Genomic DNA, 19,156 nt, shown 5'->3' with positions numbered 1-19,156 from the left:
GGCGTCTTGCGTCCAACCGGCCGAGCTTGGCAACAATCAAGGAATGCCTTTCCAGGAGATCCCCCCACCGCGGTATTGCGGCCGGGACCGGGCCGCGCTGCAGACGGTGAACTTCTTCATGGCCGACATGGAGGCCGGGATGGGTCCGTTTCTGGGCGTGTTGCTGGCCAGTCGTGGCTGGACGACCGGTGCCATCGGTGCGGTGATCACCCTCGGGGCGATCGTCGGCATGGTCGCCGTGGGACCCGCCGGGGCCCTGGTCGATGCCACCCACCGCAAGCGGGCCTGTGTCATCGTCGTCGGTCTCGCCGCGGTGGCCGCGTCGGCGGTGATCCTGACATCGCGGCAGTTCTGGGTGGTGGCGGGGGCGCAGGCGGTGATGTGCATCTCCGGGGCGACGATCGCCCCCGCGGTGATCGGCATCACGCTCGGCGTGGTGGGCCAGGCCGGCTTCACCGCCCAGAACGGCCGGAATCAGGCCTACAACCACGCGGGCAACATGGTGGGCGCCGCCGCATCGGGGCTCCTGGGCTGGCTATTTGGCTACGGGGGGGTGTTCTGGCTGGCCGTTGGGTTCGCGGTGGTAACCATCGTGGCCGTGCTGGCAATCCCGGGTGCTCGCATCGATCATCACGTCGCGCGCGGCGAGCCCCCCGCCGGTGAGGTCCCGGTGTCGGCGATGCGGGTGCTGCTGCGGTCCCGGCCGCTGCTGGCGCTGGCCGCCGCGCTGGTGTTGTTCCACCTGGGCAACGCGGCGATATTGCCGTTCTACGGGCTGGCCGTGGTGGCCACCCACGCCAACCCGTTTGCCACGGTGGCCAGCACCGTCGTCGTCGCCCAGGCGGTCATGATCGTGGCCGCGCTGGTAGCGATGAGGATCGCACAGACCCGCGGCTACTGGCTGGCCATCCTGATCGCGTTCACCGTCTTACCGGTCCGCGGGCTGCTCGCCGCCGCTGTGATCACCACCTGGGGCGTCATCCCGGTGCAGGTGCTGGACGGGATCGGCGCCGGCATGCTCTCGGTCGCGGTGCCGGGGCTGGTGGCCCGCATCCTAGATGGCACCGGCCACATCAACGTCGGCCAGGGCGCCATCATGGCCGCCCAGGGCCTCGGGGGTGCGCTCAGCCCCCTGCTGGGCGGAGTTGTGGCCCAGCACCTCGGGTTCCCGGTCGCGTTCGCGATGCTCGGGGCGGTGTCGCTGGGATCGCTGATCATCTGGCTGGGGTTGGCGTCCCTGCTGCGCCCACCCGCGCGAGCGGTCGCGAAACGGCAGGACGTCCACGATTCCGAGGCGATTGTGTGACTGCTCGCGGGCCCGGGCGACCCGGCGGTGATCCTCCCACCGTCATGGCCGACAATCAGGCAAGATGAGCGACATGGACACTGGTGTAACCTCGCCGCGGGTCTTGGTCGTCGACGACGACTCCGATGTGCTGGCCTCGCTGGAACGTGGCCTACGGTTGTCCGGCTTCGAGGTTTCGACCGCGGTCGATGGCGCCGAGGCCTTGCGCAGCGCGACCGAGACCCGGCCGGACGCGATCGTGCTCGACATCAACATGCCCGTGCTCGACGGCGTCAGCGTCGTCACGGCGCTGCGAGCGATGGACAACGACGTCCCGGTCTGTGTGCTGTCGGCACGCAGCTCGGTCGACGACCGGGTGGCCGGCCTGGAGGCCGGCGCCGACGACTATCTGGTCAAGCCGTTCGTGCTGGCCGAGTTGGTCGCCCGGGTGCGCGCGCTGCTGCGCCGCCGCGGCTCCACCGCCACGTCCTCCTCGGAGACCATCACGGTGGGCCCGCTGGAGGTGGACATCCCCGGCCGCCGCGCCCGGGTTAACGGCGTGGACGTCGATTTGACCAAGCGCGAGTTCGACCTGCTCGCGGTGCTGGCCGAACACAAGACGGCGGTGCTGTCCCGTGCGCAGCTGCTGGAGCTGGTGTGGGGCTACGACTTTGCCGCCGACACCAACGTCGTCGACGTGTTCATCGGGTACCTGCGCCGCAAGCTGGAGGCCCATGGCGGTCCCAGGCTGCTGCACACCGTCCGGGGAGTCGGGTTCGTGCTCAGGATGCAATGAGGATGCCATAGGTGAACATCCTGTCGCGGATCTTCGCCCGCACGCCCTCGCTGCGCACCCGGGTGGTGGTCGCGACGGCCATCGGCGCGGCGATTCCGGTGCTCATCGTCGGCACCGTCGTCTGGGTCGGGATCACCAACGACCGCAAGGAGCGGCTGGACCGGCGGCTGGACGAGGCCGCCGGATTCGCCATCCCGTTCGTGCCGCGCGGTCTCGACGAGATCCCACGCTCACCCAACGACCGCGACGCCCTCATCACGGTCCGCAGCGGCAACGTGATCAAGTCGAATTCCGACATCACGCTGCCCAGGCTGCAGGCCGACTATGCCGACACCTATATCCGCGGGGTGCGCTACCGGGTGCGCACGGTCGAGATACCCGGACCCGAGCCGACGTCGGTGGCGGTGGGCGCGACCTACGACACCACCATCGCCGAGACCAACAACCTGCATCGCCGGGTGCTGCTGATCTGTGCCTTCGCCATCGGCGCGGCCGCGGTGTTCGCCTGGCTGCTGGCCGCCTTCGCGGTGCGGCCGTTCAAACAGCTTGCCGAACAAACCAGGTCGATCGACGCCGGTGACGAGGCGCCTCGGGTCGAGGTGCACGGCGCGAGCGAGGCCATCGAGATCGCCGAGGCGATGCGGGGCATGTTGCAGCGCATCTGGAACGAGCAGAACCGGACCAAGGAGGCGCTGGCCTCGGCCCGCGATTTCGCGGCGGTGTCATCGCACGAATTGCGCACCCCGCTGACCGCGATGCGGACCAACCTCGAGGTGTTGTCCACCCTGGATCTGCCCGAGGACCAGCGCAAAGAGGTGCTCAACGATGTGATCCGCACCCAGTCGCGCATCGAAGCCACGCTAAGCGCCCTGGAACGGTTGGCCCAGGGTGAACTGTCCACCTCGGAGGATCATGTGCCGGTCGACATCACCGAGCTGCTCGACCGGGCGGCCCACGACGCCATGCGGATCTACCCCGACCTGGACGTCTCCCTGGTGCCCTCGCCGACCTGCATCATCGTGGGCCTGCCGGCCGGCCTGCGGCTGGCGGTCGACAACGCCATCGCCAACGCCGTCAAACACGGCGGCGCGACCCGGGTGCAGCTGTCGGCGGTCAGCTCCCGGGCCGGGGTCGAGATCGCCATCGACGACAACGGCAGCGGAGTGCCCGAAGACGAGCGCACGGTGGTGTTCGAGCGGTTCTCCCGCGGGTCCACGGCGTCGCATTCGGGTTCCGGCCTGGGTTTGGCGTTGGTGGCCCAGCAGGCCCAGCTGCACGGCGGGACCGCTTCGCTGGACAGCAGCCCGCTCGGCGGCGCGCGGCTGCTGCTGAAACTTCCCGGCCCCAGTTAGCGTTAGCGGCAGCCGACACCGGTCACTTCCGCCGGGCGCTCTTGGCCCACGGTGTGAAGAATGCCCTGGCCGCCGCGGCCTCGTCCCGGAACCAGACCTGGGCGACGATGGAATCGTATGCCGGATCGTCGGGGGTGTAGTACAGCCGGGTATCCGAGCGGCCCTTCACCAGCCATCCCGCCGGTCCGCCGCCGTCGGGTCCGGCGCGAGCGGAGCCCCGGCCGTACGGCGCGAACGGCAACGTGCGGGCCTGCATCGTCGGCGACGCTTTCGCCACCGAAATCCGCTCCCTAGCAGACTCTTTCGCATCGGCAATCGTGGTCGTGGACAATTGATTCCGGGCGGGTGCTTTCTTCGGCGGCGAATCTTTGGTGACGGCCTTCTTGTTGGTGCGCGGTGCGGTTGCCTTGTGCGCCGGAGCGGGTTTCTTGGCCGTCGGCCGATGCGGCTGCGCGCCCGACCCGCCGGTCCGCGTCCTCGAAGTCCCAACCGGCACTTGCTCGTTGGCGGGCTGAACCATCAGCACGAGCGTCAGCACCATCCCAAGCCCGAACGCCAGGGCGGCCAGCCACCAATGCACCTGGTCCATCAGGGTCTCCCGGCCTCGGGCGGCGCAGCCACCGGTTCGTCATCCCCGCTGCGGGTGATCGACACACCGACGACCCAGGCGACGGCCGAGCCCGCGAGGAACGCGACCAGGTAGCACAACCACTGGATGACAAAGCCCATGCCGGATCTCTCCCTACCCGACCACGATTTCGGCGCGACGATTCTTCGCGCGACCCTCGGGTGTGTCGTTGCTGGCGATCGGGTTCATCGAACCAAGACCCTTGGCGGCAACGCGATCACGGGCAACACCGTGGGCGATGAGAAAGTCTGCGACGGTGCTGGCGCGCTGCGCGCTCAGCGGAATGTTGAGGAACTCGCTACCGGAATTGTCGGTGTAGCCGTTGATGGTCACCCGCGCCTCCGGGCACGCTTTGAGCTTGTCGGCTACCCGAGCCAGGATCTGCTCGTCGGCTGGGGTGAGGCTGACCCCGTCGCCGGCAAAGGCAATCGGCCCGCCGGTCACGGCATTGATGGCCGACTGCAGGTCGGCGCACGGCCCGGGTGCGGCGGTCCCCGGCGGTGGCGGCGTGGGGCCGGCGGTTCCGGTTGCCGGAGCCTGGCCCTTGACCTCGATCTTGTTCGCCACGTTCACCCCATCCCAGGCGTTGGCGACGGCCCGCTCGACCGCGTCCTTCTGATCGGGCGATCCGGCGGTTCCGGTCAGGGTGATGGTGTCCCGCTCGACCTTGAGGCCGAAATCGGGAATCGGCACGCCGGCGGTGAAAACTGGTTCTGCGTTGGAGAAGTCAAGGGCGCGCGCCAGCGGGTCGATCCGGATCTGGTCGATGACGTTGACGCCGGGAGTCAACAATCCCTGGAGCGCCTTGATGAGCGCCGCCTTGGCGGCATCGTCGGGAAAGTCGCCGATCAGGGTAATGGTGTTGCCGCTGCGGCTGATTGAAAGCAGCGACAACGACGGTCCCGCAACGCTGGGGGTGGCGCTGGCCGTCGCCAGTGTCGGCAGATCTCCGGTCGGCCCGGTCACCGACCGGGGCCGCTCGAACGCGCCGTAGCCGATTGCCGCTATCAGCAACGGAATAACCAGCAGGCCAATCCACCAGGAACGGCCCAGCGGGCGCCGGCGGAATCTGGGGGTTCGCCGCGCGTCGGTGGGCGCGGCCGGTTCGCCGACGCCCACCTTGGAACCCGCCATCGCTCCTCCGTCAGGTCGTGCAACAGCACTCATGGTTGCTGCCAGGTTGCTGCTAGGCGATATGCAGCCTACCGAGTCGCACCGGTGGACCCGTTGATCTCGGGCACACTGGAGCAATGGCTGCTAGGGCCACATCGACGGACACCGACACCCGGGCGCGGCGCCCCATCGAAATCGACCCCGACCGCTGTTGCGACCTGCTTCGGCTGCGGCGGTCCCCGCGCGAAACCGGCGGTGATCCGCCGGTGGCGACCGTGCGCCCCGTGGACCAGATCGAGGGTTACACCGGCTAGCCATGGCCGTCGACGGGCCGCGGGAGTTCGACGCCGTCGTCGTCGGCGGCGGGCACAATGGCCTGGTCGCGGCGGCCTACCTGGCCCGGGCGGGGCTAGCGGTGCGGGTGCTCGAGCGGCTGGGACATGTCGGCGGAGCCGCGGTGTCGGCGCAGGCCTTCGACGGTGTCGAGGTCCGGGTGTCGCGTTATGCGTACCTGGTGAGCCTGCTGCCGTCGCGCATTGTCGACGACCTGGGCGCCACGGTGCGGCTGGCCCGGCGGCGGTTCTCGTCCTACACCCCGGACCCGGCCACCGCGGGGCGCTCCGGCCTGCTGATCGGCCGCCACGGCACGTTCGCGGCCATCGGCGACGACGGTGACCACCGCGGGTTTGCCGCCTTCTACCGGCGCTGCCGGCTGGTGACCGAACACCTGTGGCCGACCCTGATGCAACCGCTGCCCACCCGCGCGCAGGCCCACCGGAAGGTGCTGGACCGCGGCGATCCCGAGGCGGCGGCGGCCTGGCACGCCCTGGTCGACGAGCCCATCGGACACGCCATTACCGAGGCGGTGCGCTCTGACCTGGTCCGTGGGGTGATCGCCACCGACGCGCTGATCGGCACCTTCGCGCGCCTGGGCGACCCGTCGCTGGCGCCGAACGTCTGCTTGCTGTATCACGTGCTCGGCGGGGGCACCGGCGACTGGGACGTTCCGGTCGGTGGCATGGGCGCGCTGACCTCCGCCCTGGCCACCGCGGCCGTCCGCCACGGAGCCGAAATAACCACCGGCGCAGACGTTTTCGCCGTCAACCCGGACGGCGAGGTACGCTATCGCAGTCGCGGCGGCGAGCACCTGATCCGGGGCAGGTTCGTGCTGGCGGGCGTCACACCGACGGTGCTGGCCGGGCTGCTGGGCGAACCGGAACCCCCACTGGCCCCGGGCGCGCAGGTCAAGGTCAACATGGTGGTGCGCCGACTGCCCCGGTTGCGCGACGATCGCGTCACACCGGACCAGGCGTTTGCCGGAACGTTTCACGTCAACGAAACCTGGTGCCAGCTGGACGCCGCCTACTCGCGGGCGGCCGGGAGGCGGCTGCCGGATCCGTTGCCGTGCGAGGCCTACTGCCATTCGCTGACCGACCCGAGCGTCCTGTCGCCCGGGCTGCGGGCGGCGGGCGCCCACACCCTGACGGTGTTCGGCCTGCACACACCGCATTCGGTGTTCGGGGCCGTCGACCCCGATACGTTGCGCCACCGGCTGACCGAGTCGGTGCTGGCGTCGTTGAATTCCGTGCTGGCCGAGCCGATTCAGCAGGTGCTGATGGCCGATGCGCACGGCCGCCCGTGCGTGGAGACCGCCACCACCGCGGACCTGCAGCACACACTGCAGATGACCGCGGGCAACATCTTCCACGGCGCGTTGTGCTGGCCGTTCGCCGACGACGACGACCCGCTGGACACCCCGGCACGGCAGTGGGGGGTAGCCACCGAGCACGAGCGGATCATGCTGTGCGGCTCGGGCGCCCGTCGCGGCGGGGCGGTGTCGGGCATCGGCGGGCACAACGCCGCGATGGCGGTGCTGGCTTCTCTGGCGAGCAGACGCAAAAGCCCCTAAAACCTGGCGGTTTAGGGGCTTTTGCGTCTGCTCGGCAAGCGGGAGGCGCGGCCGGCTTACCGCGCGTCGATGGAAAGGTAGGCGCGCTCGGTGTAGCCGGTGTAGATCTGGCGGGGCCGGCCGATCTTGCTGTCACCCTCGTCGTGCATCTCACGCCAGTGCGCGATCCAGCCGGGCAGCCGACCCAACGCGAACAACACGGTGAACATCCGGGTGGGGAAACCGAGGGCCCGGTAGATCAGGCCGGTGTAAAAGTCGACGTTGGGGTACAGCTTGCGCTCGATGAAGTAGTCGTCGGTCAGCGCCGCCTCTTCCAAGCCCTTGGCGATGTTCAGCAGGTCGTCGTCGCCGCCGAGCTTGGCGAGGATCTTGTCGGCCTGTTCCTTGACGATGCGGGCCCGCGGATCGTAGTTCTTGTAGACCCGGTGGCCGAAGCCCATCAATTTCACGCCGGCCTCGCGGTTCTTCACCTTTCGGACGAATTCACCGACATCGTCCCCGCTTTGGCGGATGTTCTCGAGCATCTCGAGCACCGCCTGGTTGGCGCCGCCGTGCAGCGGGCCCCACAACGCGTTGATGCCGCCGGAAATCGAGGTGAACAGGTTGGCCCGCGAAGAGCCCACCAGGCGCACGGTCGACGTCGAACAGTTCTGCTCGTGGTCGGCGTGCAAGATGAACAGCATGTCCAGGGCGCGCACCACCTCGGGATCGGGCTGGTAGGGCTCGGCCGGCAAACCGAAGGTCATTCGCAGGAAGTTCTCCACCAGGGTCAGCGAGTTGTCCGGGTAGAGGAACGGCTGACCGACCGATTTCTTGTACGCGTAGGCGGCGATGGTGGGCAGCTTGGCCAGCAGACGAATGGTCGACAGTTCCACCTGACCGTTGTCCATCGGGTCCAGCGCATCCTGGTAGTAGGCGCTCAACGCGTTGACCACGCTGGACAACACCGGCATCGGGTGCGCGTTACGCGGAAAGCCGTCGAAGAACCGTTTGAGGTCCTCGTGCAGCATGGTGTGCCGCTGGATCCGGTGGGTGAATTCGGCCAGCTGCTCGGTGTTCGGCAACTCGCCGTAGATCAGCAGGTAGCTGACCTCGATGAAGGTGGACTTCTCGGCGAGCTGTTCGATGGGATAGCCGCGGTAGCGCAGAATGCCGGCATCGCCGTCGATATAGGTGATGGCGCTCTTGGTGGACGCGGTGTTGACGAAGCCGACATCGAATGTGGTGTACCCCGTCTTGGCCAACAGCGGGCCGAGGGCAATGCCGTCGTTGCCTTCGGAGGCGCGGACGATCTGCAGATCGAGCTCGCCCCCCGGATACCGGAGGGTTGCGGTGTCGTCGGTGTCGGCCACGAGAACCCCTTTGCGCTCTGGCTGGTATGGCTGCCCTACTCGGTGCGTATAGCTGAAGGTAGTCGTTATCGCGGCGGCGTGCCTGCCCGGGGTGGGGTCTGCGGATTTGGCGGTGATAGCCCAGCCGACGACTCGGACGACCCACACCGGTCAACGATGACGACCCAATTCCGGTAAACGCCGGATACCCGAAATGACGATGCGGTAAATTTGCCGCAGCCGGCATGGACGCGCCCTTCGGGAAGATCGGGGTGGCACCCCAGCCTGCTGGTTTCACAATTGGCACAGGATCACCGAATTCACGTACCACACAGTGGCCGCCTTGGCTACATCGATGTGATTGCGGGTTTTCGGGGATTCGGGGGTTCAGGGTGACGGGTCGACGCGATCGATTCGCGGTCTTTGTGAGACCAGCCATGCTCGATAGTGGGCAATGGTGACCGGGTCATGTGCGGGCCGGGCATGCCCGAATGGCGAGACGGCCGCTGTGACCGCGATCGGATACGCCTCACCGGGGCAAGGATCAAACGCCATCCTGGACCACACCGCTGTTGACGAATCCCCATCGGCCGACGCTGGTCAACTGACGTCCGTCCCCGCTACGGCTGCGGCCATGGGCTCCGGTTGAGGCCTGGCGATGGATTACACCCTGCTGCCCCCGGAGATCAATTCGGCGCGACTCTTTCTCGGTGCAGGGCTGGAACCGCTGTTGAACGCAGCGGCTGGCTGGCAGGGGCTGGCCACCGAGTTGGGTTCGGCCGCGGCCTCGTTTTCGTCGGTGACGTCGGGCCTGGCGGACACCGCATGGCGGGGTGCGGCGTCGGCGGCGATGACGCGTGCGGCCGCACCCTATCTCGAATGGCTGAGCACGGCGACGATGCGGGCAGAACAAGCGGCCACGCAGGTCCGCATGACGGCGGCCGCGTTCGAAGCAGCCCTGGCCGCGACGGTGCGTCCATCGGTCATTTCGGCCAACCGCTCGCAATTTCGGTCGCTGGTGCTGTCGAACCTGCTGGGCCAAAACGCCCCGGCGATCGCAGCGATCGAGGCGCAGTACGAGCAGATGTGGGCCCAGGATGTGGCCGCAATGTTGGGCTACCATGCCGCGGCTTCGGCCGCCGTCTCGGAGTTGACGCCGTTTGCGTCTGGGCTGTTGGCGGACCTGCAAGGCCAGCTGGTGGGCGCAGCGAGCGCGGTCGGCGCTAGCCTCGCCCACACGGCCGCAGCCGGCGCGGCGCCGGCCGCCGGACCCGGGGCCGCGCAGGCCACCGTGTTGCGCGTTGCGGGCTTCAACCTCGGTTTCGCGAACATCGGCTTCCCCAACGTCGGCAACGCGAACATCGGCGACTACAACGTTGGTTCGGCAAACATCGGCAGCAACAACATCGGCTTCGGCAACACCGGCAACGGCAACATCGGCTTCGGCAACACCGGCAGCCACAACATCGGCTTTGGCAACACCGGCAGCGGAAACTTCGGCTTGGGCAACTTTGGCTTCGGCAACACCGGGTTTGCCAACTCCGGCGACAACAACCTCGGGATCGGGCTTACCGGCAGCAACCTGGCGGGTTTCGGTCTCGCCGGCGGCCTCAACTCGGGCACCGGCAATGTCGGGTTGTTCAACTCGGGCACCGGCAACATCGGCATCGGAAACTCGGGCACCGGAAACTTCGGCATCGGAAACACCGGCAGCCTCAACACCGGCATCGGCAATTCCGGCAGCGTCAACACCGGCTTTTTCAACTCCGGCATCGCCAACACCGGCGTCGGCAACTCGGGCAACTACAACACCGGCAGCTTCAACCCGGGCACCGGCAACACCGGCGGCTTCAACGCCGGCGATCACAACACCGGCTACTTCAACACCGGCAATCACAACACCGGCTTTGCCAACTCGGGCGATGTCAACACCGGCGCTTTCATCTACGGCAACTACAGCAACGGCTTCTTGTGGAGAGGCAATTACCAGGGCCTGTTTTTCGGGGGCCCTGGTTTCGGTAACTCGACCACGGTGCCGTCGTCGGGCTTTTTCAACACCGGCGCCGGCAGCGCATCGGGCTTCTTCAACACCGGTGCCAACAACTCTGGATTCTTCAACACGTCATTGGGGGCCACCGGTAACTCAGGCTTTGCAAACGTCGGCGTGTTGGTATCGGGCCTGGTGAACTCGGGTAACACCATGTCGGGCCTCATCAACTTGAGCATGGTGAACGTCACCACCCCGGCCAATGTCTCGGGTGTCTTTAACGCCGGAAGAAACGTGTCGGGCGCCTTCCTCCGCATCAATCTGCTCAACGTGGGCTTGGCAAACCAGGGCGTCGGAAACATCCTCGGCAACGCGAACCTCGGTAACTACAACATCTTCGCCAACGCAAACCTAGGCGACTACAACATCTTCGGCAGCGGAAATTTCGGTAGCTATAACCTCTTCGGTGACGGAAACATCGGCAGCCACAACGTCGGTGGCGGAAACATCGGCGACGCAAACTTCGGTTTGGGCAACCTGGGCAGCCACAACTTCGGCTTCGGCAACGCTGGCAGCGGCAACATCGGCTTCGGCAACGCCGGCAGCGGCAACATCGGCTTCGGCAACACCGGTAACGGGAACGTCGGCTTCGGCAACACCGGCAACAACAACGTCGGTATCGGATTTACCGGCAGCAACCTGGTGGGCTTCGGCGGCCTGAATTCGGGCAGCGGCAACATCGGCCTCCTCAATTCGGGCACCAACAACGTCGGTCTGTTCAACGCGGGAACCGGAAATGTCGGCATCGCAAACTCGGGCACCGGGAATCGGGGCCTGCTCAACGCAGGGATCGGAAACTGGGGCGTCGAGAATCCCGGCACCGGCAACACGGGCGTCGGCAACGCCGGCCACTACAACACCGGCTTCTACAATGCCGGCGGCGTCAACACGGGCTTGTACAACACCGGCAGCTACAACACCGGCAGCTTCAACGTGGGCAGCACCAACACGGGCGGCTTCAACCCGGGCAACACCAACACCGGCCACTTCAATACGGGCAACATCAACACCGGATTTTTCAACACGGGCGACGTCAACACCGGCGCCTTCAACACGGGCAACTTCAACAACGGCTTCTTCATGTTGGGTGATAACCAGGGCCAGATCGCCATCGATCTCTCCGTCACCATCCCCTACATGCCCATAAACATGCAGATGATTATACCGGTAAATATGGCAATTCCCCTGGGGGGCATGCCCATACCTCTCACCGTAGCCGGAACAGTTTTCCCCCGAATCGACTACCTGGGCGGTCTGTTCTTTTTTGGCCCCGTCGTCCTCGGCGCATCAACTATTACTGTTCCTCCGATCGTACTTACAATCGGCGGACCAGACGTTGCCATACCCCTCAGCATTGTCGGTGCCCTCGAGGGCGGGACGATCACGCTGCTCAACATCCCGGCGGGCCCCGGCTTCGGAAATTCGACCACCAGCCCCTCGTCGGGCTTCTTTAATTCGGGCGCCGGTGGCACATCTGGTTTCCAAAACTTCGGCGGCAGCAGTTCGGGCATCTGGAACGGCGGCGTGGGGAATGTCATCGGAAATTCGGGCTTCCTCAACTTCGGCTCGCTGCAATCGGGCTGGGCAAACTTGGGGAGCAGCGTCTCGGGCTTCTCCAACACCGGCCTGGCGGGCCTCGTGGCGCCGGCCAATGTCTCGGGTCTCTTCAACACCGGCAGCAACCTCGTCGGCTTGTTCCACGACCAGGTTGGCGGGATGTCGGCGTTCAGCCTGGGTTTGGGAAACCTTGGCCAATTGAACCTGGGTAGTGGAAACTCCGGCAACTTCAACCTGGGCAGCGGCAACATCGGAAGTTTCAACCTCGGCAGCGGAAACTTCGGCAACGCCAACGTCGGTTTCGGCGACCTGGGCAACAACAACTTCGGCTTCGGCAACACCGGCAACGGCAACATCGGCTTCGGCAACACCGGCAGCGGCAACATCGGCTTCGGCAACACCGGTGACGGCAACATCGGCTTCGGCAACACCGGCAACAACAACGTCGGTATCGGGTTTATTGGTAGCAACCTGGTGGGCTTCGGCGGTTGGAACTCGGGCAGCGGCAACATCGGCTTGTTCAACTCCGGCACCGACAACGTCGGCGTCGGCAACTCGGGCACCGGCAACCTCGGCGTCGGCAACACCGGCAGCGGCAATGCCGGTCTTGGCAACACCGGCGGCGCCAATACGGGCTTCTTCAACTCCGGCGATGTCAACACGGGTTTCTTCAACTCCGGCAGCGTCAACACCGGAATCGGCAACGCGGGCGACTACAACACCGGTAGCTTCAACGCGGGAAATTTCAACACGGGCGGCCTCAACCCGGGCTCCTACAACACCGGTTACCTCAACACCGGCACCTACAACACCGGCCTGGCGAATTCCGGCGATATCAACACCGGCTTTTTCATCTCCGGCAACTACAGCAACGGGCTCTTGTGGAAGGGCGATTACCAGGGCCTGTGGGGCGCCCACTACACGATCCATGTTCCCGAGATTCCCGCTCATGTCGAGGTGAGCGTTCCCATCAACATCCCCATCACGGCCAACGTCACCGAAACGCTCTTCAGCGGCATTACCCTGCGGTCCGTCAACTTCGGTTTCGGCGTCCCCCTCGGGCCGGTCCCGCTCGCGCACGGAGTGATCGACTCGGTCACCGTCCCGCCAATCAGGGCTTTCGGTCCTTCGATCTCGTTCAACATCGGAGATCCCGAGGGTTCAACCGTGGTGCGGGTCCCCGTCACGGCCAGCATCGGCCCCGTCGATTGGACGCTGGTCCACATCCCGACGGCCACCGGCTTCTTCAACTCCACCACCAGCCCGTCCTCCGGATTTTTCAACGGCGGCGGCGGAACCGTGTCGGGCATCGCCAACATCGGCGCCAACATCTCGGGCATTCAGAACCTCGCGGACTTCGGAACCTCCGGCTTCAGAAACCACGGCGCACTGCAATCGGGCCTGGCGAACCTGGGCAACACCGTGTCGGGCCTTTTCAACACCGGCATCGCCACGCCGGCCAACGTCTCGGGCATGTCAAACATCGGCGGCAACCTCGCGGGCTTCTTCCACAGCCAGGTGGCCGGGACGTCGACGTTCAACGTGGGCTTGGGCAACGTCGGCGCATACAACCTGGGGTTCGGGAACTTGGGTGATTACAACGTCGGCTGGGCCGACCTCGGCAACGCAAACGTCGGCTTCGGCAACACCGGCAGCGGCAACGTCGGCTTCGGCAACAATGGCAGCCACAACGTCGGCTTCGGCAACACCGGCAGCGGCAACATCGGGTTTGGCAACACCGGCAGCGGCAACATCGGCTTCGGCAACACCGGCAACAGCAACGTCGGTATCGGGCTCACCGGCAGTGGCCAGCTCGGTTTCGGCGCGCTGAACTCGGGCAGCGGCAACATCGGCTTGTTCAACTCCGGCACCGGCAACGTCGGCATCGGCAACTCGGGCACCGGCAACCTCGGCGTCGGCAACACCGGCAGCCGCAACACCGGCATGGGCAACACCGGCAGCACCAACACCGGCTTCTTCAACTCCGGCAGCGTCAACACCGGCATCGGCAACGCGGGCAACGACAACACCGGCAGCTTCAACGTGGGAAGTTTCAACACGGGCGGCCTCAACCCGGGCTCTTACAACACCGGCTACCTCAACACCGGCAACTACAACACCGGCCTGGCGAATTCGGGCAACGTCGACACCGGCGCATTCATCTCCGGCAACTACAGCAACGGGCTCTTGTGGACGGGCGACCACCAAGGGCTGTGGGGCTATAGCAGCACAGGCACCATTCCCGACACCGCCATCCCCATGCACCTCCACGTGCCGATCTACCTCGACATCCCGATCAGCGGCACACTCGGTACCGTCACCGTGGAGTCCTTCACCATTCCGGCGGTCACGGTCCACGCGACATTCTTCGACAACATTCCTTCAAGAATCCTCGATACCAGGCCGATCACCATCTCGAGTATCACGATCGCCCTGCCCGCGATTGGCGTGCATATCGGTGCCGGCCCGGGCCCCCTGATCGACATCGTCGGCGCCGGCGATCTTCTGCCCGTTAAGCTGCCGCCCATCGACATCCCGGCCCGCCCGGGCTTTGGAAACACGACCGGCACGCCGTCGTCGGGATTCTTCAACTCCGGCACCGGGACGGTATCTGGCGTTGGAAATGTGGGCGGCAACATTTCCGGTTTCTTCAACCTCTCCTCCGGCACCTCGGGAATGTCGGGCTATCAAAACGTTGGCGAGTTGGTGTCGGGAGTGTCCAACTTCGGTAACACAATCTCGGGCTTTTTCAATCCGGGCACCAATACAGGCAGCAACCTCGCGGGCCTGCTCCTTGCCAACCCGCTCGCTAACGTGGGTGTTGCGAATATCGGCGGTGACAATATCGGCAGCGGCAACGTCGGCGCCTTCAACTTCGGATACGGAAACGTCGGCACCGCGAACTTGGGCAGCGGCAACATCGGCAGCCACCACTTCGGCTTCGGCAATGCCGGCAGCGGCAACATTGGCCCCGGGAATTTCGGCAACGACAACCTCGGCCTGGGGAACCTGGGCAACCACAATTTCGGCTTCGGGAACGCGGGCAGCAACAACCTCGGCTTTGCCAACACCGGTAGCAACAACATCGGCATCGGGCTCACCGGCGACAACAACATCGGCATCGGGCTCACCGGCAGTGGCCAGATCGGTTTCGGCGCCCTGAATTCGGGCAGCGGCAACGTCGGCCTGTTCAACTCGGGCAGCGGCAACGTCGGCCTGTTCAACGCGGGCAGCGGCAACGTCGGCCTGTTCAACGCGGGCACCGCAAACTGGGGCATCGGCAACCCGGGCATCGGCAACGTGGGCATCGGGAACTCGGGCACCGGCAACTGGGGCCTGTGGAACCCGGGCACCGGCAACACGGGCATCGCCAACGCGGGCAACTACAACACCGGCATCGCCAACGCCGGCAGCACCAACACCGGCATCGCCAACCCCGGCAACTACAACACCGGCAGCTTCAACACCGGCAGCACCAACACCGGCAACTACAACACCGGCAACTACAACACCGGCAGCTTCAACACCGGCGATTACAACACCGGGCTGGCAAACTCGGGTAACGTCAACACCGGCGCCTTCAACGCGGGAAACTATAGCAACGGCGTCTTTTGGCGGGGCGATTTCCAAGGGCTGTGGGGTGCGCACGTTGAAATTAACATCCCCGAATTTCCCCTGGTGAACATGGACCTCAACGTCCCCATCAATATCCCGATCCACCTGGATCTCGACAGCTTTGCTCTCGAGAACGGGCTCACCATTTCGCCGATCGTCATCAATGGAGCCGGAATCGTCGATTACACCATCGGACCCATCATCATTCCGCCCATCACCGGTACCCTGCCGGTGATCGATGTCACCGTCGGCGGACCGACTACCTCGCTGCCGATCGCAATTCGCAGCGGTGTCGGCCCCATCAGAATCGTGCTGCTCGACATACCGCCCGCCCCTGGGTTCGGGAACTCGAGTTCCACCCCCTCGTCGGGCTTCTTCAACTCCGGCGCCGGTTCCGCATCAGGCTTCGGCAACGTCGGCGGCAACAACTCGGGCTTCTGGAACAGCGCCTCGGCAAGCATGGGAAACTCCGGATTCCAGAACTTCGGCTCGCTGCAATCGGGTTGGGCGAACCTGGGCAACGTCGTCTCGGGCTTTCACAACACCGGCACCGCAAACCTGACCGTGGCAGCCAACCTATCGGGCTGGTCAACCACCGGCACCGACCTGGCCGGCCTGTTCCGCGGCCCAACCGGGACAACGATGGTGAACCTGGGTCTTGCTGACCTCGGCCGATGGAATGTGGGCAGCGGAAACTTCGGCGATTTCAACGTGGGCAGCGGCAACGTCGGCGCCTACAACTTCGGCCTCGGAAACCAGGGTGCGGCCAACTTCGGCTTCGGCGATGTGGGCAGCAACAACCTCGGATTCGGCAACCTGGGCAGCAGCAACATCGGCTTCGGCAACACCGGCAGCCACAACATCGGCTTCGGCAACACCGGCAGCGGCAACTTCGGCATCGGGCTCACCGGCAGCGGCAACATCGGCATCGGGCTCAGCGGCACCGGCCAGGTCGGTGTCGGCGCCCTGAACTCAGGCACCGGCAACATCGGCCTCTTCAACTCGGGCACCGGCAACATCGGCATCGGAAACTCGGGCAGCGGCAACTTCGGCATCGGCAACTCCGGCACCGGCAACACCGGCATCGGCAATGCGGGCGCCTACAACACCGGCTTGTATAACACCGGCCATTACAACACCGGCATCGCCAACCCCGGCGACTACAACACCGGCCTGTATAACACCGGCCATTACAACACCGGCATCGCCAACCCCGGCGACTACAACACCGGCTTGTATAACACCGGCCATTACAACACCGGCATCGCGAACTCCGGCGACTTTGACACCGGCGGCTTTATCAGCGGCGATATGAACAACGGCTTTTTCTGGCGCGCCGATAGGCAGGGCCTGTTGGCGGCCAACTACACCGTTACGGTCGACAGCGTGTCCGCATTCCTCACCGTCGACGTGCCCGTCAACATACCCATCGTCGGCACCATCACCGACATCTCCATTCCCGCCATCACCATTCCGGTGATCAACGCCCGAGGGGATCTCGATTTGGGCATATTCGGCGGCACAATCACCGCTCCGATGGGCCCCATCCATATTCACGGTGGCGACGACTCGGCCCCCTTGAACACGCCCATCGTCATCAACTTTGGCCCACAACCCGCGATCAACATTAACATCGGCAATCCGGACGGTTCAACCGTCATACACATCCTGGCAACGGGTGGGCTGGGGCCCATCCACATTCCGCTCATCAACCTTGAGCCGCAACCGGGCTTTTTCAATGCCACCATAGGCCCGTCGTCGGGCTTTCTGAACTGGGGCGCTGGCAGCGCGTCGGGCTGGCAAAATTTCGGCAACAATTCGGGCTTCTACAACGTCGCCACCGCGGCGATGGGAAACTCTGGGTTCCAGAACTACGGTTCGCTGCAATCGGGCTGGGCGAACTTGGGGAGTACCGTTTCGGGCCTGTTCAACACGGGCCTGGGAACACCGAGCCCTGTCTCGGGCTTCAACAACGTCGGCGCCGACCTGGCCGGCTGGTTGCAGCATGGGCCGAGCGCGACTTTCAACCTGGGTCTGGCAAACCTCGGATTGGGGAACCTGGGCAGCGGAAACATCGGCAGCCACAACTTCGGCCTCGGCAATCTCGGCACCTACAACCTGGGCAGCGGAAACATCGGCAGCCACAACTTGGGCAGCGGAAACATCGGCAGCGTCAACATCGGTTTCGGAAACTCGGGCCCCGCGCTGACGGCCGCCGTCCAAAACCTCGGTTTCGGCAACACCGGCAGCTTCAACATCGGCTTCGGCAATACCGGCAACGCAAATATCGGCCTCGGCAACACCGGCAACGGAAATATCGGCATTGGCCTGAGCGGTGACATGCAGGTGGGAATCGGCGGCTTCAACACGGGCAGCGGCAACTTCGGCTTGTTCAACTCGGGCACCGACAACATCGGCTTTTTCAACTCGGGCACCGGAAACTGGGGCATCGGAAACTCCGGCAGCTACAACACCGGCATCGGCAACACCGGCAGCACCAATACGGGCTTCTTCAACACCGGCCTGGTCAACACCGGCATCGGCAACGCCGGCAACTACAACACCGGCCTCTACAACGTGGGCAACACCAATACCGGCAGCTTCAACCCGGGCAGCTTCAACACCGGCGGCTTCAACACCGGCGGCTACAACACCGGCTACTTCAACACCGGAAACGCCAACACGGGAATTGGAAACTCCGGCAATGTGGACACCGGCTTTTTCATTTCGGGAAACTACAGCAACGGCGCCTTCTGGCGAGGCGACTATCAGGGTCTAGGCGGTTTCGCCTACCAGATCACCATTCCGGATATCCCGTGGAGCTACACCGTCGATAGCAACATCGAAATACCGATCCGCGGCGCCATCAATGCCGTCACGCAGGAAATGTTCACCGTTGAAGAATTCGATATACCAATAAGTTTGATAACACGGATCTGCGACCCATTCACCGGCGAGTGTGTCACGGTGACAACACCGATCATCACCCAACACATCGGCCCGTTCACAGTCGATTTGAGCGTGCTCAACCCGGAAACACCGATAGACATGGTTTTCTCGTTGCCCATTGAGCCCGGCACAGGCAGCGTGGGCCCGTTTACTATTGGCTTCGGATGGCAGCAAACCCCGGGATTCTTCAATTCGACCAGTTCTCCGTCGTCCGGCTTCTTCAACTCCGGCGCGGGTGGCGCATCAGGCTTCTTCAACAACGTCGCTGGCGCGGTATCGGGCTTCGGAAACGCAGTCACCCAGAACTCGGGGTTCTTCAATGTCGCCGGCCAGGGAAATTCCGGCTTCCAAAACTTCGGCAACCTGCAGTCGGGCTGGGCGAACGCGGGTAATGTCCTGTCGGGCTTCTACAACGCGAGCACGCTCGGTCTGCTGCAGGGGTATATCTCCGGCTTCGGCAACATTGGCACGAAGCTTTCCGGTTTCCTCAACATCGGGGTGGGGTCATGACCCGGTCCTGGAGCGCAATTTTTGGCTTTCGGATATCTGCCGAAGACCGTACCGGCAAGATCAA

The 19,156-nt window shown here is 64.9% G+C and carries 10 protein-coding genes; 6 read left to right on the top strand and 4 right to left on the bottom strand.

Translation table 11 applies throughout. The features are described 5' to 3' along the window. The first annotated feature begins 43 nt into the window (after positions 1 to 43). The 3 genes from G6N20_RS00325 to prrB all read left to right on the top strand — a co-directional run bounded on the left by G6N20_RS00325 (position 44) and on the right by prrB (position 3,433). Complete coding sequence (locus tag G6N20_RS00325; RefSeq protein ID WP_083050199.1) at positions 44 to 1,306, top strand: MFS transporter; 1,263 nt, start codon at positions 44 to 46, stop codon at positions 1,304 to 1,306. 64 nt (positions 1,307 to 1,370) lie between these two features. Next, complete coding sequence (prrA, locus tag G6N20_RS00320) at positions 1,371 to 2,081, top strand: two-component system response regulator PrrA (protein ID WP_142272122.1); 711 nt, start codon at positions 1,371 to 1,373, stop codon at positions 2,079 to 2,081. Positions 2,082 to 2,092: 11 nt separating this feature from the next. Next, on the top strand, positions 2,093 to 3,433 hold the full coding sequence (gene prrB, locus G6N20_RS00315; protein ID WP_083050197.1) for a two-component system sensor histidine kinase PrrB: 1,341 nt from the start codon (positions 2,093 to 2,095) through the stop codon (positions 3,431 to 3,433). 22 nt (positions 3,434 to 3,455) lie between these two features. On the opposite strand, the gene arfC is transcribed toward prrB, so the two are convergent. From arfC to arfA, 3 genes are read right to left on the bottom strand one after another with little or no spacing between them, the layout of a single operon-like run. Then, positions 3,456 to 4,022 carry a channel accessory protein ArfC, sunset domain variant gene (gene arfC / locus G6N20_RS00310; RefSeq protein WP_083050195.1) on the bottom strand — a complete coding sequence of 189 codons (567 nt, stop codon included), beginning with the start codon at positions 4,020 to 4,022 and terminating at the stop codon, positions 3,456 to 3,458. After that, positions 4,022 to 4,162: a channel accessory protein ArfB gene (arfB, locus tag G6N20_RS20400; protein ID WP_169715463.1), complete on the bottom strand. Its 141-nt coding sequence runs from the start codon at positions 4,160 to 4,162 to the stop codon at positions 4,022 to 4,024. The genes arfC and arfB overlap by 1 nt, the downstream gene beginning before the upstream one ends. Before the next feature lie 13 nt (positions 4,163 to 4,175). Next, entirely contained in the window at positions 4,176 to 5,195 is a 1,020-nt protein-coding gene (arfA, locus tag G6N20_RS00305) for a channel-forming protein ArfA/OmpATb (RefSeq protein WP_083050192.1), read from the bottom strand. Positions 5,196 to 5,311: 116 nt separating this feature from the next. On the opposite strand from arfA, the gene G6N20_RS00300 reads away from it, so the two are divergent. Both G6N20_RS00300 and G6N20_RS00295 read left to right on the top strand, forming a co-directional pair. Next, on the top strand, positions 5,312 to 5,488 hold the full coding sequence (locus G6N20_RS00300; protein WP_083050189.1) for a DUF2630 family protein: 177 nt from the start codon (positions 5,312 to 5,314) through the stop codon (positions 5,486 to 5,488). 2 nt (positions 5,489 to 5,490) lie between these two features. Further along, a complete protein-coding gene (locus tag G6N20_RS00295) occupies positions 5,491 to 7,083 on the top strand; it encodes a phytoene desaturase family protein (RefSeq protein ID WP_163662671.1) in 1,593 nt (530 codons plus the stop codon). A 56-nt stretch (positions 7,084 to 7,139) separates the two neighbouring features. On the opposite strand, the gene G6N20_RS00290 is transcribed toward G6N20_RS00295, so the two are convergent. Beyond that, the gene (locus G6N20_RS00290; RefSeq protein ID WP_083051482.1) at positions 7,140 to 8,435 is read right to left on the bottom strand and encodes a citrate synthase; all 1,296 of its coding nucleotides are present in this window, start codon (positions 8,433 to 8,435) and stop codon (positions 7,140 to 7,142) included. 637 nt (positions 8,436 to 9,072) lie between these two features. Between G6N20_RS00290 and G6N20_RS00285 the strand changes: the two genes are divergently transcribed. Beyond that, the gene (locus G6N20_RS00285) at positions 9,073 to 19,092 is read left to right on the top strand and encodes a PPE family protein (RefSeq protein ID WP_083051484.1); all 10,020 of its coding nucleotides are present in this window, start codon (positions 9,073 to 9,075) and stop codon (positions 19,090 to 19,092) included. Positions 19,093 to 19,156: the final 64 nt, after the last annotated feature.

The organism is Mycobacterium shinjukuense, assembly GCF_010730055.1.
GTDB classification, from domain to species: Bacteria; Actinomycetota; Actinomycetes; order Mycobacteriales; family Mycobacteriaceae; genus Mycobacterium; species Mycobacterium shinjukuense.
Note: the sequence above shows the minus strand (reverse complement) of the source record. Positions and strands in the feature narration are given on the sequence as shown.